The organism is Enterocloster clostridioformis (assembly GCF_020297485.1).
GTDB lineage: Bacteria > Bacillota > Clostridia > Lachnospirales > Lachnospiraceae > Enterocloster > Enterocloster clostridioformis.
Window position 1 is genome coordinate 2,645,504 of sequence record NZ_JAIWZC010000001.1, and the last position, 15,223, is coordinate 2,660,726.

Annotated in this window: 15 protein-coding genes; 1 reads left to right on the top strand and 14 read right to left on the bottom strand. The window is 50.3% G+C overall.

Annotated features, from left to right (window positions below; translation table 11 throughout):
• Positions 1–25: 25 nt before the first annotated feature.
• From LA360_RS13280 to LA360_RS13315, 8 genes are all read right to left on the bottom strand, one after another.
• Positions 26–1,360, bottom strand: coding sequence for a hypothetical protein (locus LA360_RS13280; RefSeq protein WP_022203105.1), 1,335 nt, complete (start codon positions 1,358–1,360; stop codon positions 26–28).
• A gap of 299 nt (positions 1,361–1,659) precedes the next feature.
• The gene (locus LA360_RS13285) at positions 1,660–2,445 is read right to left on the bottom strand and encodes a transposase (RefSeq protein ID WP_112481403.1); all 786 of its coding nucleotides are present in this window, start codon (positions 2,443–2,445) and stop codon (positions 1,660–1,662) included.
• The gene (locus LA360_RS13290; RefSeq protein WP_112481404.1) at positions 2,415–2,909 is read right to left on the bottom strand and encodes a helix-turn-helix domain-containing protein; all 495 of its coding nucleotides are present in this window, start codon (positions 2,907–2,909) and stop codon (positions 2,415–2,417) included. Before LA360_RS13290 ends, LA360_RS13285 begins: the two co-directional genes overlap by 31 nt.
• Positions 2,910–2,972: 63 nt before the next feature.
• Positions 2,973–4,223 carry a group II intron reverse transcriptase/maturase gene (gene ltrA / locus LA360_RS13295; protein WP_112482240.1) on the bottom strand — a complete coding sequence of 417 codons (1,251 nt, stop codon included), beginning with the start codon at positions 4,221–4,223 and terminating at the stop codon, positions 2,973–2,975.
• A 624-nt stretch (positions 4,224–4,847) separates the two neighbouring features.
• Entirely contained in the window at positions 4,848–5,882 is a 1,035-nt protein-coding gene (locus LA360_RS13300; RefSeq protein ID WP_022200323.1) for a GNAT family N-acetyltransferase, read from the bottom strand.
• Positions 5,869–6,675, bottom strand: coding sequence for a hypothetical protein (locus tag LA360_RS13305; RefSeq protein WP_022200324.1), 807 nt, complete (start codon positions 6,673–6,675; stop codon positions 5,869–5,871). Before LA360_RS13305 ends, LA360_RS13300 begins: the two co-directional genes overlap by 14 nt.
• A gap of 65 nt (positions 6,676–6,740) precedes the next feature.
• Complete coding sequence (locus LA360_RS13310; RefSeq protein WP_022200325.1) at positions 6,741–7,223, bottom strand: peptide deformylase; 483 nt, start codon at positions 7,221–7,223, stop codon at positions 6,741–6,743.
• A 160-nt stretch (positions 7,224–7,383) separates the two neighbouring features.
• On the bottom strand, positions 7,384–7,815 hold the full coding sequence (locus LA360_RS13315; protein WP_022200326.1) for a PPC domain-containing DNA-binding protein: 432 nt from the start codon (positions 7,813–7,815) through the stop codon (positions 7,384–7,386).
• 188 nt (positions 7,816–8,003) lie between these two features.
• Here LA360_RS13315 and LA360_RS13320 point away from each other — a divergent pair, with 188 nt between their 5' ends.
• Positions 8,004–8,354: a winged helix-turn-helix transcriptional regulator gene (locus LA360_RS13320; RefSeq protein WP_022200327.1), complete on the top strand. Its 351-nt coding sequence runs from the start codon at positions 8,004–8,006 to the stop codon at positions 8,352–8,354.
• Positions 8,355–8,397: 43 nt separating this feature from the next.
• Here LA360_RS13320 and LA360_RS13325 read toward each other — a convergent pair whose 3' ends face one another.
• From LA360_RS13325 to mmsA, 6 genes are all read right to left on the bottom strand, one after another.
• Positions 8,398–9,264: a patatin-like phospholipase family protein gene (locus LA360_RS13325; protein WP_002588135.1), complete on the bottom strand. Its 867-nt coding sequence runs from the start codon at positions 9,262–9,264 to the stop codon at positions 8,398–8,400.
• A gap of 27 nt (positions 9,265–9,291) precedes the next feature.
• On the bottom strand, positions 9,292–10,563 hold the full coding sequence (locus LA360_RS13330) for a DUF4272 domain-containing protein (protein ID WP_057572274.1): 1,272 nt from the start codon (positions 10,561–10,563) through the stop codon (positions 9,292–9,294).
• An 88-nt stretch (positions 10,564–10,651) separates the two neighbouring features.
• Positions 10,652–11,215, bottom strand: coding sequence for a GNAT family N-acetyltransferase (locus LA360_RS13335; RefSeq protein ID WP_022200329.1), 564 nt, complete (start codon positions 11,213–11,215; stop codon positions 10,652–10,654).
• Between the two features lie 364 nt (positions 11,216–11,579).
• Positions 11,580–12,218, bottom strand: coding sequence for an endonuclease III domain-containing protein (locus tag LA360_RS13340; protein ID WP_002593934.1), 639 nt, complete (start codon positions 12,216–12,218; stop codon positions 11,580–11,582).
• A 205-nt stretch (positions 12,219–12,423) separates the two neighbouring features.
• Complete coding sequence (mmsB, locus tag LA360_RS13345) at positions 12,424–13,596, bottom strand: multiple monosaccharide ABC transporter permease (protein WP_057572275.1); 1,173 nt, start codon at positions 13,594–13,596, stop codon at positions 12,424–12,426.
• A 3-nt stretch (positions 13,597–13,599) separates the two neighbouring features.
• A complete protein-coding gene (gene mmsA, locus LA360_RS13350; protein WP_112482058.1) occupies positions 13,600–15,138 on the bottom strand; it encodes a multiple monosaccharide ABC transporter ATP-binding protein in 1,539 nt (512 codons plus the stop codon).
• Positions 15,139–15,223 lie beyond the last annotated feature (85 nt).

The following is a 15,223-nucleotide window of genomic DNA, read 5'->3' on the forward strand; positions in this document are numbered from 1 at the left end:
GGCACTCATGGCTCTTATGATGACTTTATGATGATTTATGATTCCCCTTCTTCCAATCCCGCACCACCTGCATCGCCATTTTTCCGGCCGTGTTCCTGTTAAGAGGCATAACCCGGCCGTGATAGGGAAAGTATACCAGGTTGGACCACAGCACCTCGTATCCTCCCTTATCATACTCTTCTGCGGTGGGCAGATAGCTGCTGCATCCATTGGTATAGCCGTTAAAAAACAGAAGCGGCGCCTCCGCCTCCTTCCAGATGTCAACGGCGATCCGACACATGGCCTCATTGGGAACGCCGCACAGACAGCCCTGGCTGATAAAAAGATACTGAATCTCAATGTCCGCGTACTGGCGCCGGATTCCTCCGTCCAGAAGGCGCCTCACCTCCTCCAGCCACATCCTCCCGTCAATTCCGGCTTCTCTCTGCGCCTCCTCTGCAATTTTCCCTGCCCTTTCCATGTCCGGCACATCCGCCGCAAAACGGCAGAAGGAGGAACGGATTTCCAGACGCTCCAAAGGCGTCATCACCAATGAACCATACACAGCATCCACGGACCGGAAAATACGCTCCGCCATCTGTTCCAGGGCCCTGCGGCTCTGGGGCCCATATTTTTTCCTGTACTCCTGTGAAAATCCGTTCCGTGCCATCTCACAGCAGTGAACCTCCAAATATTCCAGGTTATCCTGATGATATTTGGGACGGATATCACCGGCTGCCCCCTGTACCATCATCACCCGGCAGTTATATGTCTCCTCCAGCCGTTTCCTTGCGGCCCCAATATAATCTGCGGAGATAAAGTAATTATCCCCGGACAACACATTGGCATGGGCTGTCACACGAATAAGAAGGACCTCCTTTCCCTTCCCATCCCGCGCAGCCAGCTTCAAAATACCTAACCGCCCGTCCATCTGGTCCGGTTCATTCCTCCTGTTTATCCCCACGGTGTTTTCTCCAATCCCCCAGGCAGCCTCCATGGGTTTCATATTGCCTGCGGCCTCCCGGACAGCCCTGTCCGCCTTCCTGCATACCATTTCAAAATAATCCGGTTCCTCTGCGGCATTGGGCGCGCTGTGAGTATGGGAAAAGCATACCATAATCCGCTCCCGCCCCGTGTGAAGCGCCGCCGCGGCCCTATCCCGGATAACATTGGACAGGTCCACCGTAAAGCCCAGACTGTCAATGGCAATAAGGCCGCCCCTGACGCCGTCAGCCTCCCATACCAATGCCTGAAGCCTTAAGGAATCCATGACGCCCTGCGATCGGTTATCCGGACGGTAAAATCCCACCATCTCAGCCGGACTGTCCGGCGTGATGTCCGCCTCCCCATATCCGGCCTGTACCATATCATATGTCTGCATGATAAGACACCTCTTTTCTTATTTCTGATGACTCTATCCTATCTCCCGGAAAATGGATATGCAATCTACTGTTTTCTTCTGTAGAATTCTGTACTATGTTTCCCGCATCAGCTTCTCCAACCCGCAATCGAGTAGGAGGAAGGCGATTATTTCGCCTTCCGACCTCTCACACCACCGTACGTACCGTTCGGTATACGGCGGTTCAATCAACTTAACATGTAACAGCCTTTTCGGCGTAGTAGTCTTCCATGGATACAAGACCAAACTTAGCTAGTACAGCATTGCTTAAATATCAGTGATTAAATTACTAATGGTATCCCGGCATATGTCCACTTAAATGGGTGTGCTGTAAGATTGTATTGTTCAATAAAGCGCAGGATGCTTGCTTCCAGTTCTTCTATTGATAGGTAGCTTTTCCGCTTCAGCAGCTTCCGGTTAATGATGCCAAACCATATCTCAATCTGGTTCATCCAGGAACTGTGTTTCGGAGTATAGACAAAGCGGATCCGGTGGGAAGGGTCATGCAGGAAATCCGCTCGGCTTTCCATACTTTTAAGGATCCCTGTTTTCCCTTTTTTGCCCAGTTCCACGCCAAGGGCACAGGCTTCTGCCACAAAGCGGACAAGGGCTTCCGATTTATGGGTGTTTAGGCCATCGCATATAAATGTCCATGGGGCTTGCGGGTCTGTCCCTACCAATGCTTTCACGGCTTCCACAAAATCCTCTTCTGTGCGTGTGGAGTTTAAATACGGCATTTCCATACGGCCCGTTGCAACATCAAAGAACCCGATGAGGCTGGTCGTGCCATGGCGGATATACTCAAACTCCATTTTGGCGCACTGGCCGGGTAATGGGAGCTTGTCAGGATATTTATGTTCCAGCGCTTGTACCCCGGTCATTTCATCCGTGGAAACAATGTGTGCACCTTCCCGGCTTTGTTCCTGGGCACTCTGGTACAGGCCGCAGATTTCGTTTACTTTCCGCGCAAAAGATTCCGGGGCTTCCGTCTTTTCCGAAGAATGAAGCCAGTAACGGATTTTGTGGGGATGTAAATCTACCTCATTTTTAAAAAACGGCTGACAGATTTCTCAGAAATCTGTTCAGCGATCCCCTGCTTTTTAATTTCTGCCACTAACAGCGGGAGACTCCACTGGCTTACTTCGTACCCAAAATCATTTGGGTTGCTGCAGGCAAGGTCGATGATCCGCATGATCTGGTCCGGCGTAAAAACAGACGGGGCACCGGGGCGTTTTTTATCGGACAGGACTGCCCGTATCTCATCTTCAAGCTTTTTCGGGTCGTCCATTTCAATCCTCCGCAAGGCTGGGAGCGCCGCGAGGAACCGACTGCGCCAGGTGGCAACATTATTATAATGAAGCCCGACCTGTGGTGCAATATTCTGGTTGAGTTCCCCCTGTGACGCAAGCAGGACAATGCTGGCTCTTTTGACCAGTCCTGACGGAAGGGAGCGGCTTTTTGAAAAAGCAGATAATATGTTTTTCATGGCATCAGATAAAACCGGGATAGTATCAATTGTTTTCCTTCGCATAATAACACATCCATTCTTTAGTGATAGAATTATTATGCACCGACTACAATAAAAAAGCAACGTCTATTCATTATTATTTTGGCAATGCTGTACTAGTCTCTCTTTACTGATACAAATGTGGAGATTCCAGCTTCTGCACACTCTGGCATATCCTTTGGCATATGAAATGCCATGTGCCGCATTTGGCGGCAGACCAAGTTTGATAAGATTCTTTTCCCTGTTCTTTGGCGTTTTCCAGTGTTTCCATATGCACATGCGCAGTCGATACCGAATCTGTCCGTCCATTTTTGCGCACAGCCTTTTCATGCTTCCGATTTTGAAATAATTTATCCACCCTCGGATAAGCCGGTTGAGTTTCCCAATTTTATAACCATTGCCCACTCCCCAGCTCCTGCTTGTATATTTCTTCATCTGCGCCTTGAACTTTGCTGCCGCTTTCGGGTGTGGTCTGGCTTTGTACCCTTTGGCAAATGAGTCATAGTAAAATCCAAACCCCAGATACTTAATGCCCTTTGGTTTATCAACCCTGCTCTTTTCCGCGTTCACTTTCAGTCCAAGCTTTTCCTCTATAAACCGAGCCACGCTCTTCATTACCCGCTCTGCCGCCTGTCTGCTCCCGACCATTATAATAAGGTCATCTGCATACCGGACGAAATCCAGCCTCCTTGCTTCCAGTTCTTTGTCCAGCTCATTTAACATGATATTTGCTAACAGCGGCGAGATATTTCCACCCTGCGGTGTGCCGACTACCGTATCTTCATACTCATCATCAATCATTACGCCGCTGACCAGAATCTTTCTTACCACCGATATGACATCTCCGTCCTTTATTGTCCGTCCGAAAATCGTCATCAGCTTGTCATGGTCTACTGTGTCAAAGAATTTCGCTAGGTCGATATCCACTATCCAGTTGTGTCCGTCATTCATCATTTCCAATGCTTTAAGGACTGCCTGCTGTGCACACCGCTTGGGTCTGAATCCATAGCTGTGGTCGTGAAACTGCTCCTCAAATATCGGGGTAAGCACCTGTGCCACCGCCTGCTGTACAAAGCGGTCTACTGCTGTTGGCACTCCAAGATTTCTTGTACCACCATCGGGTTTGGGTATCTCCACCCTGCGGACTGGCTTCGGCTTATACTTCCTCGTCCGCAACTGTTCCTTAATGTTTTCGCCGTTTTCCGAAAGATATGCGCCAAGTTCTTCAACGGTCATCCCGTCCACGCCTGCCGCTCCTTTATTCCTTACGACTTGCAGATACGCCGCATTTAGATTATCCCTGCTTAATATCTGCTCCATGAGACTGCTTGTGTCCATGCGTTGTTTCCTTTCTGCCCCTTTTGCCTTTGCCGCCTTTGAAGTCATCGACAGGCGTATGCTCCGGCTACGAAGTGGAACGTACTTCAACTGATTGATTGTTCAGCCCTTCGCTCCGTCCCCATTACAGGAACTTCCTCACTACTATGGCTTCTGCTGACTTCTCACAATTCGTTGTTACTACGGCTAATGAGACCGCCTGTGAGACCTCCCCAGTTAAGGTGCGTGTTCTTTTCCTCCATGTACCTGCCGCATTTACTCGTACTTCCGGCAACCTTTTGGACTTCAGTGCCTTTTGCCACCTTATCCGTATTTCCGAGCCTTATATGCGGTTCCTGTCCGTCAGGTCAGAGGTTTGCTTACAGCTTCTTTCAGATTCCGTCTCACGGCGGACACCCTTGCTGTTCGGCTATGTGCTTCGTTGTTGCCTACGCGCACTTGGGACTTTCACCCATTAGAAAACGCCCATGCTGGGCAAACAAAACAGGCGTCCGCCGGTCTTTTTCCCGGCCGGGCGCCTGTTCATACGTTACCATTTTACCAGTTTCTGCACTTCTTCCATACCCTCCTTATTGCACACCCTCCAGACCGCAGCACACCTTACCGGCATTTTCCCATGGAATATCACACGTCATACACAAAACGCGGAACCGGCCGGCCGTCCACAGGGGACCGTGTTTCCCCGTCCTGCACCGCGCCCATTTTCCTGTAAAATCCCACGGCCTGGGGGCTGGTGACAAATTGGATACGGCCTATTCCCTGTTTTCCGCACCAGCCGATCATATGCTCCCACATCTGTTTTCCCAGTCCCCTCCCCAGCCTTTCCTCTGCCACGTAAAAATACTCTAATTCCCACGCATCTCTATCCTGCCTGATTCCCCAGAAGGCGGCCGGACAGCCGCGGTCCCCCGCCGCATACACAGGATTGCAGCGGATAAAATCTTCCGTAACATTAAACCCTGCGTCAAAGTTTTCCATAAACGCCTCATCATATCCCCAGTGCGCCTCCGACGCCCTGGCAAGCCGGCGCAGCGCTTTCGTATCCTCGGGCTCAGCCCTGGCAAACTCCAAAGCCTGCCTTTTATACCGGCCGGGATAAAGGGTCTTTGCATCCCCGGTAAACCTTGCCACCATAACTGTTTTCTGCTCCGTATACCCATCCCGGTCATATTCATATTCCTTCCAGAGCCTCAGTTTCAGCGCCTCATATTCCCTGGCTGCTTCCGGATGCTCCCTCATATAATCCCGAAAATACAGCTCGTCGTTATCCCCCGCCTCTCTCAGATGCAGATGGAATACCTTCTCCGCAAGTCCAGACGGCGTGTACCCTCTGTTGAACGAAATCCTCCCCGCCTTTTCCATCATGCAGATGTAGCCGCCGCGGATGATATGCTCCTTCATGGCCTGCATATCAGCGCCTTCCCTTATTTCCACCAGGATATCCACTATGGGCTTGGCCCAGATGGATGGGATGGACGTGCTTCCCACATGGCTGATTTCACAGATATCCTCCATGGACAGGATGTCCAGCAGCCGCTTCCCTTCCTCCTGATACCACTGCGCCCAGACCGGCCTGTGCTCTGTGAGGAACACAGGGAACATCTGCCACAGCTCCTCCAGACTCATGCCGGAAAACGGGTCCTGTTTATCCTTCATCATCATGTCTCTCCAATTTTCTCTCCCACTCCTCCTTCACCCCTTTCATCCTGCGGAAATAGGAACTCATCTCATCCGCCATGCCTGACAGACGGTTTAAAAGAGTGGAAAAATCCTTTAACATCTCATCGTTCTGGAAATAGGGGTATACGATATCATGGTCTATCTCACTCCAGCCCTCCTCGAACAGGGTCCTTCCCTGGATTTCCACATAGTATCCCTTATATTTGATGATATAGTGGAGAGAGCGGTATATTCCGTTGGACTTAATCTCAATCAAATTCTCATCATAAATCCTGGTGTCTCCGTTCCTGCGGTAGACCTTTGGCCGTTCCGCGATGTAATAATGCCTGGGATCCTCATCAAAATCCTTTATCCGGTCCACCACATAGAGAGCGGGATTATTCTCAAATACGCTGGTTATATATTTGTGGAAATGAATCCAATCCTCCCGGTAAAGAAAAAACACCCGGATACCAATCAGGTCCGTGATATACTTATGATAATTGCTCCTGCTTATATCCTCAAACCGTTCAAAATGTTCGTTGCGCTTGCGTATGATTTTCTCTATCAGATGGCCGGGATCCTTAGTACGGTACCGATAGGAATGTATGCCCGCCCTCTCAATATCATAGAGATAATCGTATACAAAATCCTTACCAATGCTGCGCAGTCTTCCCTCAACGGACAGATAATCATCATATATGGCAGCCAGCTCCTCCCAGGCCAGACCGACTGCCTTAAGTTCCTCAGGTTCAATGTTGTAGCTTGTCAAAAATTTTTCCTTGTCAATCATCCGGTATCATTCCTCCTGTGTGTCTAAAATGTCTGCGTATCCTCACAGCCGCCCTGCACTATCCATCAATGAGGTTTCATCACAAATGCCCTCTCATCCACTGCCCGCAGGGTTGCCAGTATTCCGTCCAGGTGATCGTACTCATGCTGAATCAGCTCCGACATATCCCCCTCCAGTTCCATGGAACAGTCGTTCCAGTCCAGGTCTTTATAATATATGATGCACCGTTTATGCCGCTTTACCCTGACCAGAAGGTCAGGAAATGACATACAATCGTCCAGCACATCTATCATATCCTGTTCAGGAAAGGAAAGACAGGGATTGATAAACAGCACAGGCGTGTCCAGGTGCCGGTAAATAACACGTTTCTTCACTCCAATCTGAGGCGCCGCAATGGCTCTTCCCACTCCATATCGGGCCCTGAATGCCAACAGGGTATCCTTTAAATCCTCCTGCACCTGTTTCATCTGCTGAAGCTCTTCTATTTTCACTTCCTCGCTGACCTCATATAATTCAGGATCTCCCAATAAAAGAATCGTCCGCTCCATGTCAAAACCTCCCTCTGCGCTGTTTTCGCTCCCACGCAACGCGTTTTCTTAAGTATACCATGATTCCATCCTATTTCCAAATCCCAATTAAAGGGGACAGCCAAAAAATCCGGACCGCCTCGTACATGGGGCAGTCCGGGCCTGTATGCCTTTTTGTATATTACGCCTGTGTGAACTCAATCAGATTCAGTCCGATGGATTCGTTCATTCTTCTGCCTGCGGTTCCGTCAATCACCGTAATGAAAATCTCGGCAGTGGCGCTGATAACCGCCCTGTTCAAATGGCCTCCATGGCACTCTCCCACCAGTGGGTTGCCGATTACCATGTGAAGATGGAGATAGGGATTTTCTCCCTGCTGCGTTATGCTGCCTGTGAGGGAGGCAATCTCATAGATGCCCTTGAAGGACTTCCCATAATATTTCTTTTCCGTTGTATCAAATACCCCAAGTTCCGCCTCAGAAGCAGCCCCCAGCCCGGAGACCTCTCCCAAAGCCACCTTTTCAGTTCTGCACACTTCCCGAATACACTCTGCCACTTCCTCGCCCGGATTCAGGCGGAGAAGGATTTTTTGTCCAAATCTCTTATATTCCATGGTATTGACTCCTTTCAAACACAGTTTACAATACATACATCTCCCTCTCCAAAAGTCATATCCCGTGACATATCCCGAGTCATATCCCGTCCACCCTTCCCATTGTCAAATTTCCTTCGCAGATATATAATTATACCAATATCTATTTTATACCATACAACCTTAGAGATACCAGGAGGCGATACAATATGGATAATGGAATGAAAATACCGGACTGTCCCGTGGAAATGACCCTGTGGCTCATCGGAGACAAATGGAAGGTTCTCATCATCCGGGATTTGCTCACAGGGACAAAACGGTTCAACGAGCTCATGCGGTCCGTCAGCGGCATAACCCAGAAAGTCCTTACCAGCCATCTCAGGGCCATGGAACAGGCAGGACTTGTTACACGCAAAATATACCCGCAGGTTCCCCCGAAGGTGGAATATACCCTGACGGAAACAGGATACAGCCTGAAACCCATACCGGACTCCATGGCAGCCTGGGGAACGGCTTACAAAAAGAATACAGGGCAAATGCAAACGCAAAAAGAGCCGTGAACCCGTTTTTCTCACTTCCAGGGTCCATGGCTCTTATATGATATTACCCGCACACAGCCGGCTCCACTCCTAAAAAACCCGCTGTATCCCGAAGCGCCTTCATCCCGTCAAGGCGCCCTAATTCATACATCTGTTGTATCTTCTCCGGTCTGTTTTCTGTCCTGCTGATTTTAATAAGATGGCTGGGCCGTATGACAAAAATTTCCCCCGCAGCCTCCATGCGTCTGACCTCCTCCAGTTCCCGGTTATACATCAGGTGACGGCACTCCATGGTTTTTATAAATTCAGGATATCTGCGGTATACCCTGCGGATAGCGGGGAGCATATGGTTTGGCTTTTTGCGGTAGCCATCCGGCCGGGTAAGTATGACCAGGCTTCTTCCAAAGCCCATTTTGCGGAATGCAGCCGCGGGAATGGAGTCGGATACTCCTCCGTCCAGCAGTTTATGTCCGTCGATTTCCACAATCCTGGAAACCAGGGGCATGGATGCGGATGCCCGGATCCATTGTATGTTCTCTCCCCTCAGGCTGTCGCATCTGTGGTACACCGGCCTGCCGGTCTCCACATCCGTGCAGGTGGCATAAAACTCCATGGGCGAAGCCTCAAAGGCGTCATTGTCAAATGGGTCCAGCCGTTCCGGCAGTTCGTGATAGCAGAACTCATTTCCCACCAGGTCGCCGGTCGTTACCAGAGATCGGAAGCTCATATACCGCGGATCGCGGCAGTACTTCAGATTATATCGTATGGAGCGCCCGGCCTGTCCCGCCACAAAGCTGCACCCATGGATGGCGCCGGCCGAAACGCCCACCAGACCGTCCGCCTTAATCCCATGTTCCAATAATACATCCAATACACCGGCGGCGTAAATGCCCCGCATTCCGCCGCCTTCCACAACAATTCCAGTTTTCATTTCCATCTACCTCTTTACAGACGCATTTTAGGAATTAGCCCTTACCTCGTCCCACTGGCCATGGCCTGTCAGCCAGTTAAGAGCCTTGTGCCATTCCCTTACCGCCCCGGTCTTCATGCCCGCAGGCTCCGGCAGCTCATGGCGCCTGGCATTGATGCAGGACCATTCCAGACAGGAAATAAGGTCGCAGGCATCTAACAGCTCTCTGGGGCTCTTAGGCCTGGACTTTGCCATGATTTTACTGATACTGGTGCCATTTCTCAGGGACTTCACCAAATCAGCGGGATTGCACGGATGATCCGGGAACCCCAGCTCCTCCACCAGTCCCAGCGCCCACTCTACCACGTAAAGGGATTCATACTGCCTTAAGAAAGACAGGACTTCCTTCCTGTCGGGAGCCGTATCGTGAAGATACCTCCACTCCCTGGGAGAAAAATAATCCTGGGTATTGTTATTATCAATATAATCCATCAGGAAATTCTGGGCCTTTTCCACTCCCTGCTTTTCATCCAGCAGGCATTCCGAATAAATGGCAACGCCCATGATGGCCAGGGCTCTCTTGGCTGTCTCCTCCAGGGAGGGACATGTTATCTGCGAAGCAGGCTCAACCGCCGGCAGCCATCCGGGTACATAGATGGCATTCCCGATAAGCGTCTGCATGGTGCGCATCCTTCGGTCCACCTGTTCCTGGGTGATATCCTTTCCGGCCTTTAAGTCCGGCTCCTGATAGGGAAGATAGCGGGTAAAGGCGCTTCCGCCCTTGTCGGACAGAATCAGAAGCTTTTCCCCATTTTCCCCGCAGCAGAACATGCTGTCCTCTTTCTCTTCCTGGTTCTGGATCAGGATGATCCCCTCCAGGTCGTTTAAGACGGACACAAACATGTCCTCAATCATGGTCTTCTTGCCCTCAATATCCTCCTCGTCTTCCACGTCAAAGGCATATTCCACCAGCACAAAACTTCTGGCCCGTCCAATCTGGTACAGCAGGTTGGTCTTAACATCCACCACTCCTGTTTCCACCTGATAGAAATGGCCGCAGGTTCCCTCCACCTGTTTCTTTATGAACTCCTCCGCCTGCTCGCCGGCAGACTCGCTGGCCACCGCCAGACGGATTTCTATATCTCCGTTGTGCAGAACCAGGGTGTCTCCTATTCCCTCCGGGTCCAGGCCAAAGGTTGCACACAGAACTTGAATGATTTTTTCCTGTGACGGGATATCTGAGAAAATGAATGCCTTGCCTTCATACCGCTTTGCTGGGGCTGATGTCTCTGTTGTATTCTTTTCTTCAAACAATTCCATATAAATCTCCTTCTTGATTACACCGTATAAAACAGTTTGATTATACTATGTTTGGTGGGAAAACACAAATTATTCCTTATATTTTCTACTATTTCCCTTCAAAATAATCCGAAGCCGCCATCCCATAGATACACTCATCGCATATCCCCTGATTATTCCACCCATACTGCCGGAGGGTCCCTTCCTTTTTAAGCCCGCAGGCCATCATGACCTTTCCGCTGTTCACATTGCGCGTATCATGCAGGGCCTCCACGCGGTTGGCACCCTCCACCTCGAAAAAGAACCGAATCAGCTCCGCAAACGCCTCCTTCATGATTCCATTCCCCCACCACTTCCTGCCCAGGCAGTAACCCACCGTCACCCGTCCGGCCTTCTGGTTAAGCTCCGGGACAGAAATGTTTCCAATGACATTTCCCTGGTCTTCCTTCCACTCTATGGCCCAGTTATAATAATCCCCGGACGCATAAGACTGAATCCAGCCCTCCAGGATTCTCCTTGTCTCCTCCGCATCCTTATGAGGTTCCCAGGAGAGAAACTTCGTGACCTGAGGATCGTTTGCCCAGTTTCTGAACATGGCGCCGGCATCCTCTATCACAAAAGGGCGCAGCACCAGCCGCTTTGTCTCCATTCTCACGGTTCCTGAATTCTTCATAAGGTTCCTCTCCTTTCCTGCACATACAAAGGATGTGCGCAGCATGATTGACTGGCAGCAGAATATTATTCTCTAATATAGCACACATCCCGCATTTTAGGAACCCTTAATATCCTAAATTATTCCATATAGCTATGCTTCCTCCGCTTGCTTCTTCTTTAACTCCATAGCCCCTGCCTCTGCCCGCTCCTGAAGGATGGGATTGTCAAAACACAAAAATGCTCAAAGGCATCGGGATATGGAAATACCTTTAATTAAGCTTACCTCTTTAAGCAAAAAAAGCTCTCCGGCCGCATCATATACCGGAGAGCTTTTTCCATAAAGCTTTCTTCAAGTCCCATCTCTATTCCATCCCTGCATATATTTATTCCACTCCCGCTTTTTTGCAGATATCATTGAGACAGCATGACTCGCAGTGGGGTTTTGTCCTGGCCGTGCAGACGTCCCGGCCATGGAATACCAGCCTGTGGCAGAAATCGCTGCCCTCCTCAGGCGGTACAAGCTTCCACAGAGCCATCTCCACCTTCTTGGGCTCCTTGATTCCATCCACCAAACCCATGCGGTTCACCAGGCGGATGCAGTGTGTGTCCGTCACAATGGCAGGTTTTCCAAACACATCCCCCATAATCAGGTTGGCGCTCTTTCTTCCCACTCCGGGAAGCTTTAACAGGGCGTCAAAGTCATCCGGCACCTTGCCTCCATACTGTTCCTTCAGTATCTTCATGCAGGCGCTTATGTCCCTGGCCTTGCTGTGTCCCAGGCCGCAGGGCTTCACAATCCGTTCAATGTCTTCCACATCCGCCTCTGCCAGGGCATCCACATCCGGATATTTGGCGTAAAGGTCCTCAACCACCACGTTCACCCTTGCATCTGTACACTGTGCCGCCAGACGTACACTGACCAGCAGCTTCCACGCATGGTCATAGTCCAGGGTACAGCCTGCATCGGGATATTCTTTTTTCAGGCGGCCTATGATTTCCAATGCTAGTTTTTCCTTAGTCATGTTATATCTCCTTTGTATGCTGCAGCGCACTTCTTTTTAACTTCTTTTTAACTTCCTTTTTACTTCTTTGTATCATCCTGCGCTTCTCTTTTCACATACATCTTATTATACATGACACAGGTTTATTTCTCAAGGGAAATACCCTGGGGCAGACTGTAAGGACAACGGCCCCAGGGCAGATTATTCCTGTTGATATCACATATGATTATTTAACAATAAACGACTTCCTCTTACTCACCACATCAAAGATAACGGCTGCCAGCAGAACGCCGCCCTTGACCACCTTCTGCAGGTTCTGGTCCACGCCCATGATGCTCATGCCCAGATTCAGCACGCCCATGAGGGTTGCGCCCACGATAACCCCAGGCACCGTGCCGGTGCCGCCGTATGCGGAAGCGCCGCCGATAAAGCACGCGCCGATGGCGTCCATCTCATAGCTGTTTCCGGCCGTTGGGTTGGCGGAGTTCAGTCTGGCCACTGTAACCATGCCCGCGATGGCTGCCAGAAGTCCCATGTTCAGATAAGCCAGGAAATATACCCGGTTGGTATTAATGCCGGAAAGCTTTGTTGCCTTTTCATTTCCGCCCACAGCGTAGAAATAACGGCCTGTGGTGGTCTTGGAGGCGATATAGCTGTAGATTCCGATGATGACCGCAACCCAGATAAGAGCGTTTGGAATTCCCTTGTACTGGGCCAGACGGAACATGAAGGAGAGCAGGACAATGCAGATGACTGCCATTTTGACCACAACTCCCGTAAGGGGCTCCACATAATACCCCTTTGCCAGTTTCTGTCTCCTTCCGTTGAACACGATAACGGCATAGACAACACAGGCAATGACGCCCACCAGGAAACAGGTCAGGTTAAATCCCTCCACTGCGAAGAAATCCGGCACATAGGTGTTGAACAGCACCAGGAACTGGTCCGGTATGGGGGCCAGCGTCATTCCCTGCAGCACCACATTGGAAAGCCCCCTGAACATCAGCATGCCTGCCAGGGTAACGATAAAAGGAGGAATCCTGACATAGGCAATCCAGAATCCCTGCCATGCTCCCACCAGCATTCCCATGATGACCATGGCGATAAGTGTAAGGCAGGGACTGATGCCCATTTCCACCATCATCTTGCCTCCGATGGCGCCCACGAAGCATACCACGGAACCAACGGACAGGTCGATGTTGCCTCCTGTCAGGATACAGAACAGCATACCGGTGGCCAGGATAAATACATAGGCATTCTGGGCAATCAGGTTGTTTACGTTCTGCGGAAGAAGCATCTTGCCTCCCGTGTTCACGGTAAACAGTATGATAATGACCGCAAGAGCGATAATCATTGTATATTTTTTCAGAATCTCTGATATTTTCAGCTTTTGATCCATGGTCTACTCTCCTTTATCAGCTTTAAGAATACAGGACATAATATATTCCTGGGTAGCTTCCGAAGCGTCCACTTCCCCGGCCAGCCTGCCCTCATTCATGATATAAATGCGGTCGGACATGCCCAGCACCTCGGGAAGCTCCGACGATATCATGATGACGGACTTTCCCTCCTCCACCAGACGGTTTATGATGCAGTATATCTCGTATTTCGCGCCCACATCGATTCCCCTTGTGGGCTCATCCAGAATCAGCACATCGGGCTCTGTGAACATCCATTTTGCCAGAAGCACCTTCTGCTGGTTGCCGCCGCTTAAATTACCTGCGTTCTGTTCCACACCAGGACATTTTGTCTTCAGCTTATCCTTGTACTCCACAGCCACCATGTATTCTTTGTCCTTGTCTATGACTCCATGGCTGCTGACCGCCCCCATGTTGGCAAGGGTGGTGTTTACACGGATGGGATTGGACAAGATAAGGCCGTTCCCCTTCCTGTCCTCGGTCACATATGCGATTTTATGGCGTATGGCATCCTGCACCGTATTCAGATGGACTTCTTTTCCCTCAATATAAAGCCGTCCCGATATATTGGTGCCGTAGCTCTTTCCGAAAATGCTCATGGCCAGCTCCGTACGTCCCGCGCCCATAAGGCCGCAGATTCCCACCACTTCTCCTTTGTTTACATGAAGGGAAACATGGTCCACCACCTTCCTGTCTGAGTACAGGGGATGGTATACCACCCAGTCCCTGACCTTAAGGGCAGTGCCGCCGATGCTGATGCTCTCCCTCCTGGGGAACCGGTCTGTCAGCTCACGTCCCACCATGCCCTTTATGATCCGGTCCTCTGAGATATCGTCTGTCTGTTTGTCCAGCGTCTCTATGGTGGAGCCGTCACGGATGACCGTTATCTTGTCAGCCACATATGCGATCTCATTGAGCTTATGGGAAATAATGATGGATGTCATGCCCTCCTGCTTGAATTTAAGAAGCAGCTCCAGCAGGGCTTTGGAATCATCCTCATTGAGGGAAGCAGTTGGTTCGTCCAGAATCAGCAGCCGGGCCTTTTTGGCAAGGGCCTTGGCTATCTCCACCAGCTGCTGCTTTCCCACTCCGATATCCTTGATCAATGTATGGGAGGACTCGTTAAGACCCACTGTCTTTAAATAGCGGTCGGCCTCGTCGTATGTCTGGTCCCAGTTAATTGCCATCTTCTTTCCTTTTTCATTTCCAAGGTACATGTTCTCGCCAATGGACATATATGGAATCAACGCCAGCTCCTGGTGGATGATGACGATTCCCTTTTCCTCGCTGTCACTGATTTTATCGAACTTGCACACCTGACCGTCGTAAATGATGTCGCCCTCATATGTGCCGTAGGGATATATGCCGCTGAGCACATTCATGAGAGTGGATTTACCGGCTCCGTTTTCCCCCACCAGCGCGTGGATTTCTCCCTTTTCCACCTTCAGGTTTACATTGTCAAGGGCTTTTACTCCGGGGAAGGTCTTGGTGATATTTCTCATTTCCAAAAGTATCTCTGCCATTCTATCCCTCCTACAACCATACAGGCGGGTATTTCTCCCCGCCTGTGTGATTCTCACCTTTTCCGGTCTGTTTCACCGGTCCATC